Annotated in this window: 20 protein-coding genes; 1 reads left to right on the forward strand and 19 read right to left on the reverse strand. The window is 51.1% G+C overall.

Annotated elements, in window-relative coordinates:
* Positions 1–60: 60 nt before the first annotated feature.
* The 5 genes from bshB1 to NSU01_RS22530 are packed head-to-tail and all read right to left on the reverse strand — an operon-like array spanning position 61 to position 2,950.
* Positions 61–765 (reverse strand): bacillithiol biosynthesis deacetylase BshB1, encoded by a 705-nt coding sequence (gene bshB1, locus NSU01_RS22510; RefSeq protein ID WP_042138603.1) that lies wholly within the window; start codon positions 763–765, stop codon positions 61–63.
* Complete coding sequence (gene mgsA, locus NSU01_RS22515; RefSeq protein ID WP_039309895.1) at positions 765–1,187, reverse strand: methylglyoxal synthase; 423 nt, start codon at positions 1,185–1,187, stop codon at positions 765–767. Before mgsA ends, bshB1 begins: the two co-directional genes overlap by 1 nt.
* A gap of 15 nt (positions 1,188–1,202) precedes the next feature.
* Positions 1,203–2,006 (reverse strand): 4-hydroxy-tetrahydrodipicolinate reductase, encoded by an 804-nt coding sequence (gene dapB, locus NSU01_RS22520; RefSeq protein ID WP_076243337.1) that lies wholly within the window; start codon positions 2,004–2,006, stop codon positions 1,203–1,205.
* A gap of 33 nt (positions 2,007–2,039) precedes the next feature.
* The gene (locus NSU01_RS22525) at positions 2,040–2,561 is read right to left on the reverse strand and encodes a tetratricopeptide repeat protein (RefSeq protein WP_042138606.1); all 522 of its coding nucleotides are present in this window, start codon (positions 2,559–2,561) and stop codon (positions 2,040–2,042) included.
* Positions 2,562–2,620: 59 nt separating this feature from the next.
* A complete protein-coding gene (locus tag NSU01_RS22530) occupies positions 2,621–2,950 on the reverse strand; it encodes a nucleotide pyrophosphohydrolase (RefSeq protein WP_039309889.1) in 330 nt (109 codons plus the stop codon).
* A 167-nt stretch (positions 2,951–3,117) separates the two neighbouring features.
* Here NSU01_RS22530 and NSU01_RS22535 point away from each other — a divergent pair, with 167 nt between their 5' ends.
* Complete coding sequence (locus NSU01_RS22535; RefSeq protein WP_042138607.1) at positions 3,118–3,990, forward strand: YitT family protein; 873 nt, start codon at positions 3,118–3,120, stop codon at positions 3,988–3,990.
* 398 nt (positions 3,991–4,388) lie between these two features.
* Here NSU01_RS22535 and NSU01_RS22540 read toward each other — a convergent pair whose 3' ends face one another.
* The 14 genes from NSU01_RS22540 to hisC form a co-directional block, all read right to left on the reverse strand.
* Positions 4,389–5,294, reverse strand: a complete 906-nt coding sequence (locus tag NSU01_RS22540; RefSeq protein WP_052421946.1) for a sporulation protein YpjB — start codon at positions 5,292–5,294, stop codon at positions 4,389–4,391.
* Positions 5,295–5,349: 55 nt separating this feature from the next.
* Positions 5,350–5,997: a DUF1405 domain-containing protein gene (locus tag NSU01_RS22545; protein ID WP_076243338.1), complete on the reverse strand. Its 648-nt coding sequence runs from the start codon at positions 5,995–5,997 to the stop codon at positions 5,350–5,352.
* A 189-nt stretch (positions 5,998–6,186) separates the two neighbouring features.
* A complete protein-coding gene (locus NSU01_RS22550) occupies positions 6,187–7,062 on the reverse strand; it encodes a menaquinol-cytochrome c reductase cytochrome b/c subunit (protein ID WP_042138609.1) in 876 nt (291 codons plus the stop codon).
* 98 nt (positions 7,063–7,160) lie between these two features.
* Complete coding sequence (locus NSU01_RS22555; protein ID WP_020427667.1) at positions 7,161–7,832, reverse strand: cytochrome b6; 672 nt, start codon at positions 7,830–7,832, stop codon at positions 7,161–7,163.
* A gap of 5 nt (positions 7,833–7,837) precedes the next feature.
* Positions 7,838–8,392 carry a ubiquinol-cytochrome c reductase iron-sulfur subunit gene (locus tag NSU01_RS22560; protein WP_042138610.1) on the reverse strand — a complete coding sequence of 185 codons (555 nt, stop codon included), beginning with the start codon at positions 8,390–8,392 and terminating at the stop codon, positions 7,838–7,840.
* Positions 8,393–8,613: 221 nt separating this feature from the next.
* Positions 8,614–9,039 (reverse strand): DUF2487 family protein, encoded by a 426-nt coding sequence (locus NSU01_RS22565; protein ID WP_042138611.1) that lies wholly within the window; start codon positions 9,037–9,039, stop codon positions 8,614–8,616.
* Between the two features lie 80 nt (positions 9,040–9,119).
* Entirely contained in the window at positions 9,120–9,299 is a 180-nt protein-coding gene (locus NSU01_RS22570) for an IDEAL domain-containing protein (RefSeq protein WP_039309877.1), read from the reverse strand.
* An 18-nt stretch (positions 9,300–9,317) separates the two neighbouring features.
* Entirely contained in the window at positions 9,318–9,824 is a 507-nt protein-coding gene (locus NSU01_RS22575; RefSeq protein WP_076243339.1) for a gamma carbonic anhydrase family protein, read from the reverse strand.
* Positions 9,825–9,835: 11 nt separating this feature from the next.
* Complete coding sequence (locus NSU01_RS22580) at positions 9,836–10,924, reverse strand: hypothetical protein (protein ID WP_076243340.1); 1,089 nt, start codon at positions 10,922–10,924, stop codon at positions 9,836–9,838.
* 90 nt (positions 10,925–11,014) lie between these two features.
* Positions 11,015–11,602: a histidine phosphatase family protein gene (locus NSU01_RS22585; RefSeq protein WP_076243341.1), complete on the reverse strand. Its 588-nt coding sequence runs from the start codon at positions 11,600–11,602 to the stop codon at positions 11,015–11,017.
* A gap of 157 nt (positions 11,603–11,759) precedes the next feature.
* Positions 11,760–12,203 (reverse strand): hypothetical protein, encoded by a 444-nt coding sequence (locus NSU01_RS22590; protein ID WP_052416585.1) that lies wholly within the window; start codon positions 12,201–12,203, stop codon positions 11,760–11,762.
* A 152-nt stretch (positions 12,204–12,355) separates the two neighbouring features.
* Entirely contained in the window at positions 12,356–12,943 is a 588-nt protein-coding gene (locus tag NSU01_RS22595; protein WP_039309865.1) for a sigma-70 family RNA polymerase sigma factor, read from the reverse strand.
* A 636-nt stretch (positions 12,944–13,579) separates the two neighbouring features.
* Positions 13,580–14,674, reverse strand: a complete 1,095-nt coding sequence (locus NSU01_RS22600; RefSeq protein WP_039301851.1) for a prephenate dehydrogenase — start codon at positions 14,672–14,674, stop codon at positions 13,580–13,582.
* Positions 14,675–14,731: 57 nt separating this feature from the next.
* Positions 14,732–15,829 (reverse strand): histidinol-phosphate transaminase, encoded by a 1,098-nt coding sequence (hisC, locus tag NSU01_RS22605; RefSeq protein WP_042138616.1) that lies wholly within the window; start codon positions 15,827–15,829, stop codon positions 14,732–14,734.
* Between the last annotated feature and the right edge of the window lie 7 nt (positions 15,830–15,836).

Below are 15,836 nucleotides of genomic sequence, written 5' to 3' on the forward strand. Positions count from 1 at the left end.
ACTTCAAGTAATGACATGAATTTATTATAGTTGTTTTTCGGGCTTTTTCAAATCTGAGCCTTATTTACCGGCAGCACCGAAGTAATCCACCGTATGCGGCACCTTGCCGGCGAACCCTTCTGCATAAGGAATGAGCCTCCGCTGTCCGAGCAGCATATCTCTCGAACGGACGCGCTCGATATACCCTTCTGTTAAAGGAGTCTTCACAGCATCCTCACCAGGGAGTATGCCAAATTGCGACCGGTAGCAGGATAACGCCTGCTCTTTGAGCGGATATTGTTCCGTTACATCGACAATCAGATCGGTACGGCCCAGATCGTTAATGAAATAGAAATATAATTGCGGTTCAGGGATAGAAGGCATGTCCGGCATATACTTACGCAGCTTGGCGTTAAATACGGCCTCTTCCACCAGCTTGCTGCACGCGATATGATCCGGGTGCCTGTCCTCCCAGTAAGGGGCGAACACGATGGAAGGGGCATAGCGGCGGATTTCTGCAGTTACTGCCGCCAGATGGTGCTCTGTCATATAGAGCCCCCGGTCAGGAAGTCCCAGATTCGTACGTACCGCAGCCCCCAACATGTCTGCAGCCTGCTGAGCCTCAAGTTTACGAAGCTCCACCGTTCCGTTCGAAGACATTTCCGCCTGTGTCAGATCACACATCCCCACTTTGAAGCCGGCAGCAGTGTGCTTGGCGATGGTTCCCGCCATGCCGATCTCCGCATCATCGGCATGAGCGCCGAATACCAGAATGTCGAGTTTCATTATTCATCCACACCCGGTTTGTATTTATGTACCAGCTCGCGCCAGCCGAAATCTCCGCGGTCGATTGCCTTTACCAGAATTTCAGCTGTGGCAATATTGGTAGCCACCGGGATTCCATATACATCACACAGACGGAGCAGTGCCGTGATATCCGGTTCATGCGGCTGTGCCATAAGCGGATCGCGCAGGAAAATAATCAAATCAAGCTCATCCGTTGCCACCATGGAGCCAATCTGCTGATCTCCGCCCAGCGGGCCGGACATATAGCGGTGAATGACGAGTTTGGTTGCTTCCATGATCCGTTGTCCTGTCGTTCCGGTGGAATATAATTGATGCCCTTCAAAAACATGCTCATAGGCGGTTACGAAATTCACCATCTCATCTTTTTTGCGGTCATGTGCGATAAATGCGATTTTTAACATGTTGCTCTCCCCCGTCTATTCTATAAAATGCTCAAATCCGTAAATCAAACCGGTATACCCCATCACCTTCTGGATTCCCATCTTGACTCCCGGCATATACCCGGCACGCTCGTATGAATCATGGCGGATCTTAAGCGACTGTCCAAACCCGCCGAATACCACTTCCTCCTGGGCAAAAACCCCGGGAAGACGTACGCTATGAATCCGGAACCCGTTGTAGTAACCGCCGCGCGATCCCTCAATAATCTCTTCTTCCCCCGGGTGTCCCTGGCGAAGCTCCTGCCGTGCCTCAGAGATCATCTCTGCCGTTTTAATGGCTGTTCCTGATGGCGCATCCAGCTTCTGGTCTCCATGATACTCGATTATCTCCAGGTGCGGGAAATATTTGGCAGCCTGGGCCGCAAATTTCATTAGAAGAATGGCTCCGATGGAGAAGTTCGGTGCAATGAGTCCGCCGATCTCCTGATCCTGGCATTGCTTGTCCAGCTCGGCGATCTGTTCAGGCGTAAATCCGGTAGTCCCGATCACCGGACGAACGCCATATTTGATGGCCAGGGCAGTATTGCTGTAGGCTGACTGCGGAATGGTAAAGTCCACCAGCACATCTGCAGCAGCTCCTGCAAGAGCTGCCTCCAGGTCCGAAGTAACCCGAACACCACTATCCTCAAAGCCAACCATCCGGCCGGCATCGCTGTCGCCCGCAGAGCGGTCGACAGCGGCTGCCAGCTCCAGTTCATCATCCTGCAGTACCAGCTTCACAACTTCTTTGCCCATTCTTCCTCCGGCTCCGGAGACAATAACCCTGATCTTGTCGCTCAAATTAATTCCTCCCCGCTTTCCCTGGCTCTGATATTATTGTATATATTTTTGCAGCGATTTCTGCAGATCCTTCATCAGCTGACGCAGACCGGTATCATCCGGGTGCAGCGACATCACTTCTTTCAGTACAGCTATCGCCTGCAGATGCTCGTTCATCCGGCTGTGTGCAATAGCCAGCCATACATAAGCATCCCCATATAAGGGGTCCAGCGATACCGCTTCTTTCAGCAAGGTAACCGGATGGTATGGATTCACCGGCACCGCCGCCTCATCCTCCAGCAGCCGTTTCGCTTCCTGCACGAGCTGCAGCGCCTGCAAATGCTGAAGGTGCAGATCATATTCCGGTTTGGAACCATCCAGTTTGCGTGCGGCTACAGCGTGTTCAAGCGCCTTCTCCAGCATTCCGCTGCGGGCATAGGTGATGGAGCAGCGGTACCTTACCTCAGCATCATCCGGACTTGCCGCAATGGCCGCTTCGAACAGAGTGATGGCCTCAGCGAAGTCACTGCGCAGAATAGAGCGGTATGCCGCTTTTACATAGTCGTTATGATTCATATCCTCACCATCCTCACGGCTAAATCCCGTTCGTTTGGTACAGCATATGTAGTAAAGGCCTAATCGGTGTTTTTGAGTGTCCAGCGCCCGGCATCGCGGGTATTGAACTTGTGCATAACCTTGTTATGGGCTTCAGTAAGGTCTATGCCCAGTGAATTGGCGAAACAAACGGTAATGAAGAGAATGTCGCCCAGCTCCAGCTCGATCGAGTTATCGGCTTCATCCGCTTTTTTCGGTTTCTCGCCAAACTGATGGTTTACCTCCCGCGCCAGCTCTCCGACTTCCTCGGACATCCGGGCCAGCATGGACAGCGGGCTGAAATAGCCTTCTTTAAACTGTGAGATATACTGATCAACCTCACGCTGAATGTCACTAAGACTTTTATCCATAAATTGTTGTTTCACCCCCCGTATGTTCTTGCCTTCTGTTTGCCCCTATGTTATCGTAAAGACGTTTTGAAGACAAATCTTTTTTAAAAGTCTTTGTGGATTTGCGGCTGTATCCGTGAGAATAACTACCTATAAACTGCCCATTAGAGGCATACGCGAGGGATTATATGAAATCGTCAATTAAATTCAGCACCATCAGCAAAACCATTGCCCCCATCATGCTGGGAGCTGCAATCTACGCCTTCGGACTTCTGTACTTCATTGTACCCAATCAGCTGATGGAAGGCGGAGTCACCGGGATTACCATCCTGCTCAACTACGCCTTTAGCATACCGATCTTTTTGACCACACTGCTGCTGAATCTCCCGCTCTTCCTGCTTGGCTGGAAGGTGCTGGGGGCGAATCAGATCGTCTACACAGGCGTCGGTATCGGCGCCCTGTCGTTTTTCCTCTGGCTGTTCGAACGAATGATTAATGCAGGCTGGATTGTAACGTTCAGTACGGAGCATGATTTTATTCTTGCTTCATTATATGCCGGGGTAACACTGGGGCTGGGACTGGGGATCGTCTTCCGTTTCGGCGGCACCACCGGCGGGGTAGATATTGTAGCGCGGATTCTCGGACGCAAGTTCGGCTGGAGTATGGGACAGATTATCCTGGCAGTTGATGTGATCATTATTGGCGCTTCCCTGCTCTATATCCCCCGTGAAAAAATATTGTACACCCTGGTCGCCGTCTTCATTGCTTCACGTGTCATTGATTTCATTCAAGAGGGGGCTTATGCCGCCAAAGCGTTCACCATCATCAGTGATGATGCTCCGCAGATTGCCGAGCTGATTACCGCAGAGATGGAACGCGGCGTCACATTGATCCCGGCGATCGGAGCCTATTCCAAACAGGCCAAACATATGGTGTACTGCGTTGTTTCCAGACAGGAAATCCGCCGGCTCAGCCTGCTGGTCAAGTCTGTTGACCCTAAGGCCTTCGTCATTATCAGCGACGTTCATGATGTGCACGGTGAGGGCTTCCGGGAGACCTGATTAGCTGAGGGGAAGCTGTTAACATGAAATCCTGTACATAGTACAACATTCCCCTTATAATCTTGACCATAATCCGAAATTGTTGTATAAAAGGCAACAATCCGCCTTCTCCAGGCGGATTAGCAGTGGAATTCTTGTATTCCATACAACAATCTTCCCGAATACACTGGTATATTGATATTCAAGTTGTAATATGTACAACATTTTTGTTTACACTGTGCAAACCTGAGGAATTCAGGTTCCATCAGCTACATTGTACTTACTTCGTTAGTTGCAGTTTCAAATGTACTCAAAAAGCTCCCTTCATCCGCCTCAGCGGGAAGGGAGCTTTTGTGAGTATTGAGGATTCATACACCTGAGGGGAAGAACACCAGCTTCAGCGAATGCCACCCTCCCGGCTATACAGCCTTCCAATCGCCGTTCTGGCCCCGGTACTTGCGGTAAGCGGCGTAGGCCAGCACCGTAAGGATGAACGCGCCTGCCAGCAGCCCCCAGGCCCCGTACTGCTGCGGGGCGAGCGGAAGCGACAAAGCCGGCTCATCGCGCTCTTTGCCGAACATGACCCGGGCTGCATCCTGCCCGTAAGACACGATCTCCAGCAGCCGGGCCCGTTCCACCGGCTGCGCGGAGGTGGCGATCCCCTGAGCATACGAGATCCAGGAATCAAACGTATTGACAGCCTCCGGCGGCCGGGAGATGATCACCGCCGGCCGGATATTATCGTACCGGCTCTGCAGTCTGGCCAGAGCGGCCTTCCAGCTCTTCAGATCATTAGCGGCAGCGCCTTGCTCCATATTATTCAGATCCTCGCGGACCAGCTTGTAATACTGTAGCCACATGGGCTGTCGGGGGTGATTCAGACTGTTCGCGGCGAGCCGGAGCCTGGCTGCGGCAGCTTCCCACCGCTGGGGAGAAGCCTCTACAGCAGCCACTGCAGACTTCATGTCCATAATCACTGTAGAGAGCGCATGGATTCCCTCTACCGATGTCAACCCTTCGAAGGAAGAGGAGATAAAAATCTGCGAGATTTCCTCACTCTCCTGCCTAGCCTTGACCACATCGCCTTCAAGCACATAAGCATATAGGGCTTCGGCTGCCTGCTCCAGCCGCTGCGCCCCGCTTCTGCCGGTGAGGGCAGCGGGATCACTGACGGTGAATCCTGTTGCCTCTATGTATGCTTCAGTTCCAGAATTGGCACCAGCCGCCGCCGCTTCCGCTCCGGCCAGAACCCTACCTCCATTCATGCCAGCCAGCAGCCAGCACAACACAATCCCTGACAGTATGAACCTTCTCCTGCGCGGCATGAGACATCCCTCCCACCTTAATGTATGGCGGAAGGACAAGAGTTAGAACAGCCTGTCAGTGCCTCTCAGCAGGTTTGCCCGGAAGTGCAGGACGCCTTGTCCTGCCGCCGAATAACCACGCGGCAGCTGTGCTGAACAAGGTAAGGCCCATGGTGAAATACTGTACGGCACTGACATCATCATCCAGCACTGATGGCAGCCACGGAAATACGCCTTCAGAATAATCCACCATATCATTCGCGAAAGTCCATAACAGCGCAACGGGCAGCATTCTGCGGAAGGAGAAGTAGCGGGCATAGATCAGTGCTTCAACCGCCATTCCGGTATGAGAAATCATCAGCATCCAGTCTTTCCAGTTGACCGTATCGCCCTGATAACCGCCGGCCACAATCATGCTGACCGCCCAGATGCCGTATTTCACCGATGTGACTACGGCCAGCGCCTCGATCAGCTGACGAACCAAGGTTCCCGTAAGCCCCTTCGGCGGGTAGAGCAGCAGCAATAATGCAATTGTAAAGAACAGGCTGGCCGTAGGACTGTCCGGAACAAAGGGCAAGAGCCAGACAGGATAATTCTCAGCCGTGAACGCAAGCTGATTGCCATACCACATGTATCCGTAAACCGTACCCAGAAGATTCACGATGAACAACAGCCAGATGATCCTTCTGTCCCTGAATAATCTGTCAAACCAATGAACCGGCATATAGACAACTTCCTCCCGACTGTAGCAGCTTCAATGCTAAAACAAGTAGATACGGCCCTGCTGTCCTTTATAGGACGGACTCCGTATCAGCGAGGAATATAAGGATAAAGTATACCGTAAAACATATACTTTCTTATATTCAAGCAAAAACCTGACCGCATGCACGATCAGGTTTGCGTTAATTTTATTTTACTGTTCGCTTTTTTGTTTGGCAAGCCAGCCGGCCAGATCATCAATATCCTGTTCGGACAGCCCCGCTCCCATAGCGGTCTCGTACATCGGAGGCATTTGTCCTTTGCCTTCTTTAATAATAGTAAGAATCGCTGCCTTATCATGCTTATCCCCGACCCCGCGCAGGGAAGGCGGCCCTCCGGTGCCCTTCATATCTACCGCATGGCAGGATACACAGCTGGCTTGCTTATAGAGTGCCATCGCCGGATCATCCTTGTCCACAATGGCAATGTCCTTCGTTTGAACGACAGTTGTGGTAGGCAAGCCAGCCGCCCTGTTCTCGGCCGCTTTCTCCTCACGCTGCACATCCTCCGGAATCTGTCCCGTCTCCGCCATTTCGTGCTTGTATTCCGTCCAGGCGGTATTGGTCAGGTACACAATGGCCGCCAGGGACAGGAACATAAGTGAGGAAGCAATCGGTCTGCGGTAGAACCGGCGCTCACGGCCCGTATCCAGAAAAGGGGCCAGAAGCAGAGATCCAAACGCCACACCGGTCACGCCAAGCGTTCCCAGCACGATATAATCTCCCGATGCATAGGGCAGCTTGAGATACTGATAGAGAAACAGAAAGTACCAGTCCGGGATAGGAATTACCGTCGCTGTGGCATTCGCGGGAAATCCGAGCGGAGCCGGCTCCGATATCGTCAGAACCAGAATACCCACCAGCACCACTACGCCAACCATCCATTCCTTAAGCAGAAAGTTAGGTATAAAAGCTTCAGACTTGCCCGGATAGGCCGAATAGTCAGGCGGAGTAATGAACCCGTTGCCCCTGCGGACCCGGGAATCCCCTACGAATACCACCTTCTCTTTGGAGTCGTCTTTATGCGCCATGACCGTTCCTCCTAAAAGTTTTGTGAGTCTTTGCTTCTCGAACCGCTTCTTACAAAACCCGCTTCGGAAGCATACTCTTAAGTTTTGGTGAGCCTCAATTACAATGGGCCGGAAATTCCTTGTCTGCGGATCATAATGAAGTGTCCGACAAGCAGTATAAGCAGGACCGCCGGGAGGAAGAATACATGGAGGGCGAAGAAGCGGGTCAGCGTCTCGGCGCCAACAATCGTACCGCCCTGCATCAGTTCCTTCAGCACCGGCCCCATAACCGGAACAGAGTTCGCGATCTCCAGGGTAACCTTGGTTGCGAAGTACGCCTTGTTATCCCAAGGGAGCAGGTAGCCGGTTAATCCCAGCCCCAGCATAACGAAGAAGATCAGCATCCCGACGACCCAGTTCATCTCGCGCGGAGCTTTATAGGAGCCGGTGAAGAACACACGCATCGTATGAAGGAACATCATGACAATGACCAGACTCGCTCCCCAGTGATGCATCCCGCGGACAATCTGGCCGAAGGCAACTTTGGTCTGAAGGTACTCCACGCTGGCATAGGCATTTATGATATCGGGTACATAATACATCGTCAGGAACATGCCTGACAGAATCTGAATGACGGTTATGAAAAAGGTAAGTCCGCCGAAGCAATAGACAAAGGCTGAGAAGTGATGGGCCGGATTGACATGCTCGGGAACCTCGTGGTCGGCAACATCTCTCCAGATCGGCGTAATATCCAGACGTTCGTCAATCCAGTTATAGACATTTTTAAACATTGGATTCACGCCTCCTTCTTAGCTTCAGTATTTGGAACGATGTCGCCCAGATACACCCAGCCGCCGTCAATCTTGGTGGTGTACTGGTCAAGCGGCTTCGGGGCTACCGCCAGATTCTTGCCCAGTTTCGTATAACGCGCTCCGTGGCAAGGACAGTGGTATTCATCCGGAAAAGCCTTATCATTGTTCCAGCCTACCGTACAGCCAAGGTGCTTGCAGACCGGTGAAAGCGCATAAATTTCTCCGCTCTCATCTTTACGGATCCACGCCGTCAGCATTGCTGTACTGGCATACCATCCGTCCTGCTGCGGCAGTTCAAAGGTGAACTCCTGGGGCACATCGGTAATCTTGGACGTTTCCGCTACCTTGATAAAGTCTCCTTCGCCTTTTTTATGTAATATCGGGTCTACGGCAAAACGAATCATCGGCAGAATGGCTCCGGCTCCCATAAAAGCGGTGGCACCGCCTAGTGTATAGGCCAAAAACTGTCTACGCGATATATCCTTCCGTTGGGGCTGTTCTTGCGGAAGCGGTTCCTGTTCTTCATTAAGGCTGCTCATACTGTGTGTAACCCCCTTTTCAAAATTTGAGAAGGCACCTGCAGAGTCCGTTCAAAGACAATTCTGGTAATTAATTCGTTTTCAATGAAAAAAATCACATGACATATAAGTTCACCCTAATCATAGCTTAGGCTCCAAAACCCGTCAAGAATATTGTCTAAATTGTGACAGGCATTTGTGGCTGATTTCAGAATAATTGTTGATTTTTCGTCACATTTAACTCATTTTCCATTTAACCATAATCTCTGGATTTCATCCCGTATACGGGAGCTCACCGGAGTATCGGAATTCCTCTTCATTTCAGGCTGGCAAAGGAGTAAATCGCTTTCATAAACCTCTTCTGTTAAAAGCACTTCATTCGCGGATGACACGATGACATACTGGAAACCAATGGATTTGACTTTTTGGCAAAGGGCATTAAGTAAAGCTATACTTTCTGCTCCTGCATATTGTACCGCCGGATAAGTCACCACACGCCCTTGAAAAGGCTTCTCGACTAACTCGAGAAAATCACGCTGACGCTCCAGCGCTGCAACGGTCTCGGGAGGTGTCTCCGTCCCTTGAAGTCCTGTATACGGGATTACACAGGTATCGTAGAAATGTCCATCCGCTTCCCAAGTCTCGCGGTCAAAATCACTGAATTTCATCGGTTGGCCCCCTTCTTGCCGCTCATGCAGCATTTAGAACATCATAATTGTAAAAAAAGAAATGCGCCAGGCGCATTTCCCTATGCCAAACTTTTCAGTTCTTCAGTCAGATTCCGGAAAGCCGCCTCATCTCCGGCAGCCAGCGCCGTGTCAATCTTCCGGTACAAGATGTCGGTACGACGCTTTCTTAACGCTTCATCCCAAACCATTTCTGCAGCAAGCCCCAGCATCACTTCATAAGTAGCCTTCATTTTGTCCATTCGATACACCTCCGCTGTTTAAGAGTTTCCGTATTCCAATGCCTTCTTCACATAGCTTTCACTGGTGCGTGCCATCCTCAGCAGATCCTGTTCGGTCAACTCACGGATCACTTTGGCCGGGGTGCCTAAGGAGAGCGTGTACGGCGGAATGATTTTGTTTTCGGTTACAATGGAGCCGGCTCCTATTAAAGCATATTCACCAATCTCTGCTCCGTTCAATACAATTGCTCCCATTCCGATTAATGTGCCTTTGCCTATCCGGCAGCCGTGGATAATCGCGGAATGGCCAACCGATATATCATCACCCAGAATTAGCGGTACACCCACAGCCACATGACCCACCGTACCATCTTGGATATTGCAGCGCTCTCCGATTATCACCGGAGCCAAATCTCCTCTAAGCACGGCATTGAACCAGATACTGGATTGTTTCCCCATCCTTACATCGCCAACGAGCTTAGCGCCTTCCGCCACATAGACTGATTCATCAAGCTGCGGTATGTAACTCCCATAAGCAATCCGCATCTCTCTCCCCCTTACTTGAGCAGCAGCTTCGGTACGGCCGCTTCAATTCCCCAGGGCGTCATCATGACCACCGGTCCTTCGGCACCTTCTCCGAGTCTGATCATGCCCAGATGCAGCATCATCCGCAGAATACGCTGTTCGAGTATGGCGCCGGCGTCATCATAATAGAACGGCTTAATCAGCCAGCCCAGCCCTTCGGATAGCGAAGCCACTGTAACCCATCTGCCTGCACTAAGACTGATCCAATAGACTAGCGACGGCAGGTTTGGAATTGCGCCTTTATACAGTCTTAACCAAAAGGAGAATAACTGCATCAGCTTTTCCGATTTCCCTTCCTCCAGGAATTGTTCCCCTATGGCAGTGAGCTTCAGTCGGTAGCCCTCCTCCGAGATCCAGCGGCGGTGGCGGGCATAATCATACAGCAGGGCAAATCTCGGCGGATAATGCTCACAGGCCCTGCCATAGCCGAATCTCCACCCGCCTTTGCCCAGCAGGGGCTCAGCAATTTGCAAGGCATTCATCACTCCCTGCTGATTGCGTTTATACAGCGCCCCCTCCTGGCCAAGTTCAGGCTCGTTCTCCTTCACATAGCGCAGGAAGAGCAGCAGATCACCCGCCAGCAGATCGCCCTCGCCCCGGTACATTGCCGGTTCAGGACTGGGAGTAATCCCTTCCTTCAGGTGCTCCCCCATCCTGTCGCGGAAGCGGTTCTTCAGATCCAGCGGGACCTGAAACAGATACCTGCTCTGCTGCGATGCACCGGTAAAGAGCCAGCCGCCGTTTTTGAACCTGCTGACCATATCGCGGTAGCTGCCGCTTTTACCGGAGGGTGTGTCAAAACATGCCTGCCTTGCGGCGGCAAGAAGATCTTCCAGACTGAAATGGCTGCGCTCATCAAAAAGCAAAGTGTTCAGGAACCGCAGTTCCTCCGGGGTACACCCCCGGATATGAGACTCCATAAACTCACGGCTGCCCAAGGTAATGAGAATACTCTGAATCAAATCATGTTTGGAATTCCGTTTGCACTCACATTCATAGCGTCCCGCAATGGCGGTAAGCTGACCAATGTCTGCGTAAGTGAGCATATCCGCCAGATTCATCTTTTATCGCCTCACCGTTTTACTACCATTATGGGAAATACAGCCCTTTTTATTCCTTATTACGCAAAAAAAATAACCCGAAGGGTCGGGTTAACGCTGATTCTGCAAGATATGACGGGTACAGTTGTACAATAACGGATTCCATTCCTGCTCATTTTTCTCCAAAATCGTCAGGGAGAGGTTGCCGAGCCGTTCTGAATACTTGTCTTTGTATAGCGCGGTATACAGCTGTGCAAGAAACCCTCCATGGGAGATGACCAGTACATTCTGATCCGGATAACGGGCTGAGAGATCCTCAAGAAAAGCAAGCCCGCGGACCTGAAGCGCCGCATCGCTCTCCTGCCCCAGTGTTAACTGATTCCAATCCTTGCCCCATTTAGCTTCGCGGGCTGCAGCCGTCATGCCTTCTACCTGGCCATAAGCGCGCTCGCGGATTCGATGATCCGGTTCCAGTAAAGGAATTCCAAGCTTAGCGGCAACGATCCTTCCTGTCTCAGCTGCGCGGGAAAGACTGCTCGTAATGCAATAGTCCCAGTGGTAGGGCTCCTGCAGAAGCCGGTCACCCAGCATCTCAGCCTGCCTGCGGCCTTCGTCGTTAAGCGGAATGTCACTTTGTCCCTGAATCTTACCTTCCGCGTTCCAATCCGTCAGCCCATGGCGTATTAAGCCGATCAGCATTGCCTATCACCTTTCCCTTCCATTTATGTTTGCTTAATAATGTAACACGAATGAAAACAAATGTCTTCTTTTTTAACAAAATTACAGGTCTATTCCTCACTTAAAGCTCATATCCGGATACGAAAAAGCCCTCTTCACTATTTAAGTAAAGGGGCTTTCATTGTCTGCGGTAACGGTTCAGGCGTACCAACAGGAATATAGACAACCCGACGCCAAGCGTCGACAACACCATCCAGTATTGCGGGTGGGAAGGGCCCATATTGGCTACAAGCGGTTCAATAATACCGCCCTCTGACTCGACCGGATAAGAAGATGACCAATCCAGTGTCAGTCCTGCCACACCTGTTTCTACAATCCCGCTCTGGGCCGCAGTAGTATTCGAGGGTGTTTTGAACATGGTGAAATATAAAAAGCTGGAGATGAACACAGCCAGAAAACAGGCGATCCATAGGCTCAGACGGCGGCGGAAAACAGCGGAGCTGCCCGCAGATTTACCGTCTCCGGGCATAAGCCAGGGGCTTTCCAGATAGATCCGCTCCATAACCTTGAGGTTAATCGCTTCTGCGCGTTCATCACTGACTTCAAATCTTGAGTCCTGCATAAGCTCACTTGTCTCCTGCCACAACGCCCATTCGGCACTGCAATAGGAACAAGTCGCGATATGTTTCTCCAGCCTAATCCGTCTGGGATCCGTGGGGGGAGCGTCCCACAAGAGCGGAATGGAGTCCTGCGCTTCCCTGCAATTCATTGGCCTTACACCCTCTCAGCCTGCTCATCAAATTCAGGCTCATAGAAATAGGATTCGAGCTGAAGCTTCACACTGCTCCTGGCGCGGAACAATAGTGATTTCACGGAGCTAACACTCTGATCCAGAATCACTGCAATTTCCTGATAATCCATCTGATCATATTCACGCAGAATGAGCGCAGAACGCTGCTTCTCCGGGAGATTGTTAATTGCTTCACGGACCAGATTCATCCGTTCCTTACGTAATGCCGCCTGTTCCGGGGCAACGTCAAGCGGTGCCACAGGAGTATAACCGCTCTCTTCAAGCGATACATTTCCGGCACGGTTCTTGCGCAGCTCACTAAGCACCGTATTACGGGCGATAGTGTACAGCCATGTAGAAAAAGAAGCATCCACTTCACGGAACGAATGAAGACTCCGGAAAGCCTTGTAGAAGGTCTCAGAACAGAGGTCTTCTGCAATCAGCTCCATATGGGAATTCTTAAGCATGTGATACACGAACGCCAGTATCTTGCGTTGATAACGTCGCATCAATTCCGAGTATAATTCTGTATCTCCTTGCTTAATAAGCTGGATCAACTGGGAATCCGTCATGGTGAGTTCGGCCCTCCTCGCCCTTGCACGTGTAATCCCGTCCGGTCCGTATCTATTTATACCGGTCAGGTAAGAAAAAGTTGCGGCATTGCTACAAATTTGCACGATTAAATGAAATACTTCCTATGTATATTCAACCAGCCGTTAATTAAGGCATACTGTATGTAAATACAGAAAGAAATTCGCATCTTTACAAATTTCTATTACTGTTCAGATAGGCATATGGCTCCCTATACTTGGAAGAAATCTATAAACATACTTAACCCAGTATAGCATACATTCTAACAGGATGACATTAATAGACTTTTAGATTCAGCGGGAAGTCGAATATTGAAAGCGGTATTATTTAAGTTTGATAAAGGGGTTGACAGAATGTAACCGTATACATATAATAAAAGTACAGTATGGTTTCTCTCCACTCCTATCCAAACACTGCACGGTTCCAATTCATTGTGAACTGTAACCGCTTATTATGTAAGCGGTCTTTTTTTTGTCCATTTTTACGAACAATTGGGTATTTTACAGGCTGATGGCTGCACAGTGCGTTTCAGCGAAAAATAGAAGGACTAGTAATCATGCAGAGCAAATAAATTCTTAGATTAAGAAAAAGCCGGGGCATCATGCCCCGGCTCTTCGCTATACATATACCGTATAATCATTCTGCTGCAATACAACCTTAGCCCGCTCCATATCATGCTCCTGGCGGAACGACAGGCGCATGATCCCGGGTACATCCTCCCGGCTCTCAATAATCTGCACGTTGCTAAGGTTGATGCCCTGGTCGCCAAGCTCTGTGGTGATGCGTCCGATAATCCCGGGATGATCGGGAACATCAATATGAAGGTCGAACAACGGGACAATCATTCCTTTGCGGCGTTCAGGCAGTTGGCTGCGGAATTCATTCGCCTCATGGAAGGCCGACTCGATCCCCGCACCATCGCCCTGCTCCAGCAAATGAATGAATGAAGAAACCTCGTCATTCCAGTCTTTGAGCAGACGCAGCATAACCGAGCGGTTATTCAGCAGGATATCGCGCCAGATGATCGGATCACTTGAGGCAATCCGCGTAATATCCCGGAAGCCGCCTGCCGCAAGTGTGCTGTACAAAGAGTCTGAATCATGGTAAGCATGAATCTGATTGACCAGCGCCACCGCAATAATATGCGGCAGGTGGCTGATCGCTCCGACAATCTCATCATGGCGCTCCGGGTCAAGCCGGACAATATGCGCTCTGGTATGTAGAAGCAAGGATTCCAGTGCATGATAAGCTTCCTCCGGAACTCCGGGCGGAGGCGTCAGCACGTAATAGGCATTCTCGAACAGCAAGGAGGAGGCTGCCTCTACACCCGAGCGTTCCGAGCCGGCCATGGGATGGCCGCCGATGAAATGCACACCGGGAAGGTCAAGGGAAACTGCGCAGGCGGCTATGCTGGCCTTGGTGCTGCCGACGTCGGTGATAATACAGCCCGGCTTCAGCGGCAGGCGGCTTAGCTGCTGAAGATAATCCTCTATCATGCCAACAGGCACACACAGAAAAATATAATCGGCGCCAAGCGCCGCTTCTTCAAGCGATAGGGTAGCCTCGTCGACTACACCTCTGCTGACATATTTGATTGCTGATTCAGGACGGTGGGCATGCCCTACTACGGTCAGGCCCTCCTTGCCTTTGAAGCAAAGGGCCAGTGAGCCGCCGATCAGACCGACACCGAAAATTGCTATTTTTGTCGTCATGTTCTTAGAACTACCTGCCTTCTGTGATATCGTCAATCCTGCTTCTTCTGATATAGGTTATGCGCGTACTCCCTGTTCTTCAAGCGCCTTCTCCAAAGCAGCGATGAAGGCCGTATTCTGCTCGGCAGAGCCGACAGTAACCCGGATGTAGGTAGGGTAGCGGTGGTGGCCTGCTCTCACGATAATACCTTGCCGCAGCAGGGCATCGAAGACCTCAAAGGCCGGCTTGCGCACATCCACCATGATGAAATTGCCGTGTGCCGGGAAGGACTCAAGGCCTAGGCGCTGGAATTCAGCCTGCAGTTGGACAATACCCGCACTGTTAAGCGACCGGCACTGCTGGACATATTGCTGATCAGCCAATGCAGCCAGCGCCCCTACCTGGGCTAAGCGGGTGGTATTGAACGGTTCCCGCACTTTATTGATCAAGGAGATAATCTGCGGGCTGGCCACGCCGTAACCGATGCGGAGTGCTGCAAGACCGTAGATCTTGGAGAACGTGCGGAGTACAACGAGATTGGGATAAGTATCCAGAAGTTTAATCCCGTCAGAGTAACTCAGATCGGTCACGTATTCGAAATATGCCTCATCCAGTATAACCATAACTCCAGCCGGAACTGCATCCAGGAAAGTAATCAGGGCATCCTCCGGCACAATGGTTCCGGTCGGATTGTTCGGATTGCAGATCCAGATTGCCTTGGTACGGTCCGTAATCTTCGCCAGCATGGCATCCAGATCATGGGTACCATTCTTCAAGGGCACTTCAATAGATACAGCACCTTCTATATCAGCGTTGCTCTTATAGACGGAGAAGGTCTGGTCCGCCATTATGGTCTCGTCACCGGGCAGGAAAAATGCACGCGCGATCAGAGCAATAATCTCGTCAGACCCGCAGCCGAAAATAATGTTGTCACTTGCTACTCCCAGATGCCTGGCCAATGCTGCAGTCAGCTCGGCAGCGGAGCCGTCCGGGTATAAATACAGATTATCCAGTTCCGCTACAATAGCGGCTTTTGCGCTTGGTGCTGCCCCGTAAGGGTTCTCGTTGGATGCCAGCTTAATAACATCGCTTAAGCCCAGTTCCTTCTTGACTTCTTCGATCGGTTTCCCCGGCTTGTAGACAGGGAGGTCGACGATATTAGGTTTCGGGTTCATGGCCCAT

This window comes from Paenibacillus sp. FSL H8-0259 (assembly GCF_037963255.1).
Lineage (GTDB): Bacteria > Bacillota > Bacilli > Paenibacillales > Paenibacillaceae > Paenibacillus_AQ > Paenibacillus_AQ phytohabitans.

Coding starts and splice junctions, on each gene's coding strand:
- bshB1 (WP_042138603.1), bottom strand. CDS start 765: ATGAAACTCGACATTCTGGTATTCGGCGCTCATGCCGATGATGCGGAG.
- mgsA (WP_039309895.1), bottom strand. CDS start 1,187: ATGTTAAAAATCGCATTTATCGCACATGACCGCAAAAAAGATGAGATG.
- NSU01_RS22525 (WP_042138606.1), bottom strand. CDS start 2,561: ATGAATCATAACGACTATGTAAAAGCGGCATACCGCTCTATTCTGCGC.
- NSU01_RS22530 (WP_039309889.1), bottom strand. CDS start 2,950: ATGGATAAAAGTCTTAGTGACATTCAGCGTGAGGTTGATCAGTATATC.
- NSU01_RS22535 (WP_042138607.1), top strand. CDS start 3,118: ATGAAATCGTCAATTAAATTCAGCACCATCAGCAAAACCATTGCCCCC.
- NSU01_RS22540 (WP_052421946.1), bottom strand. CDS start 5,294: ATGCCGCGCAGGAGAAGGTTCATACTGTCAGGGATTGTGTTGTGCTGG.
- NSU01_RS22545 (WP_076243338.1), bottom strand. CDS start 5,997: ATGCCGGTTCATTGGTTTGACAGATTATTCAGGGACAGAAGGATCATC.
- NSU01_RS22550 (WP_042138609.1), bottom strand. CDS start 7,062: ATGGCGCATAAAGACGACTCCAAAGAGAAGGTGGTATTCGTAGGGGAT.
- NSU01_RS22555 (WP_020427667.1), bottom strand. CDS start 7,832: ATGTTTAAAAATGTCTATAACTGGATTGACGAACGTCTGGATATTACG.
- NSU01_RS22560 (WP_042138610.1), bottom strand. CDS start 8,392: ATGAGCAGCCTTAATGAAGAACAGGAACCGCTTCCGCAAGAACAGCCC.
- NSU01_RS22565 (WP_042138611.1), bottom strand. CDS start 9,039: ATGAAATTCAGTGATTTTGACCGCGAGACTTGGGAAGCGGATGGACAT.
- NSU01_RS22570 (WP_039309877.1), bottom strand. CDS start 9,299: ATGGACAAAATGAAGGCTACTTATGAAGTGATGCTGGGGCTTGCTGCA.
- NSU01_RS22575 (WP_076243339.1), bottom strand. CDS start 9,824: ATGCGGATTGCTTATGGGAGTTACATACCGCAGCTTGATGAATCAGTC.
- NSU01_RS22580 (WP_076243340.1), bottom strand. CDS start 10,924: ATGAATCTGGCGGATATGCTCACTTACGCAGACATTGGTCAGCTTACC.
- NSU01_RS22585 (WP_076243341.1), bottom strand. CDS start 11,602: ATGCTGATCGGCTTAATACGCCATGGGCTGACGGATTGGAACGCGGAA.
- NSU01_RS22590 (WP_052416585.1), bottom strand. CDS start 12,203: ATGCAGGACTCAAGATTTGAAGTCAGTGATGAACGCGCAGAAGCGATT.
- NSU01_RS22595 (WP_039309865.1), bottom strand. CDS start 12,943: ATGACGGATTCCCAGTTGATCCAGCTTATTAAGCAAGGAGATACAGAA.
- NSU01_RS22600 (WP_039301851.1), bottom strand. CDS start 14,674: ATGACGACAAAAATAGCAATTTTCGGTGTCGGTCTGATCGGCGGCTCA.
- hisC (WP_042138616.1), bottom strand. CDS start 15,829: ATGAACCCGAAACCTAATATCGTCGACCTCCCTGTCTACAAGCCGGGG.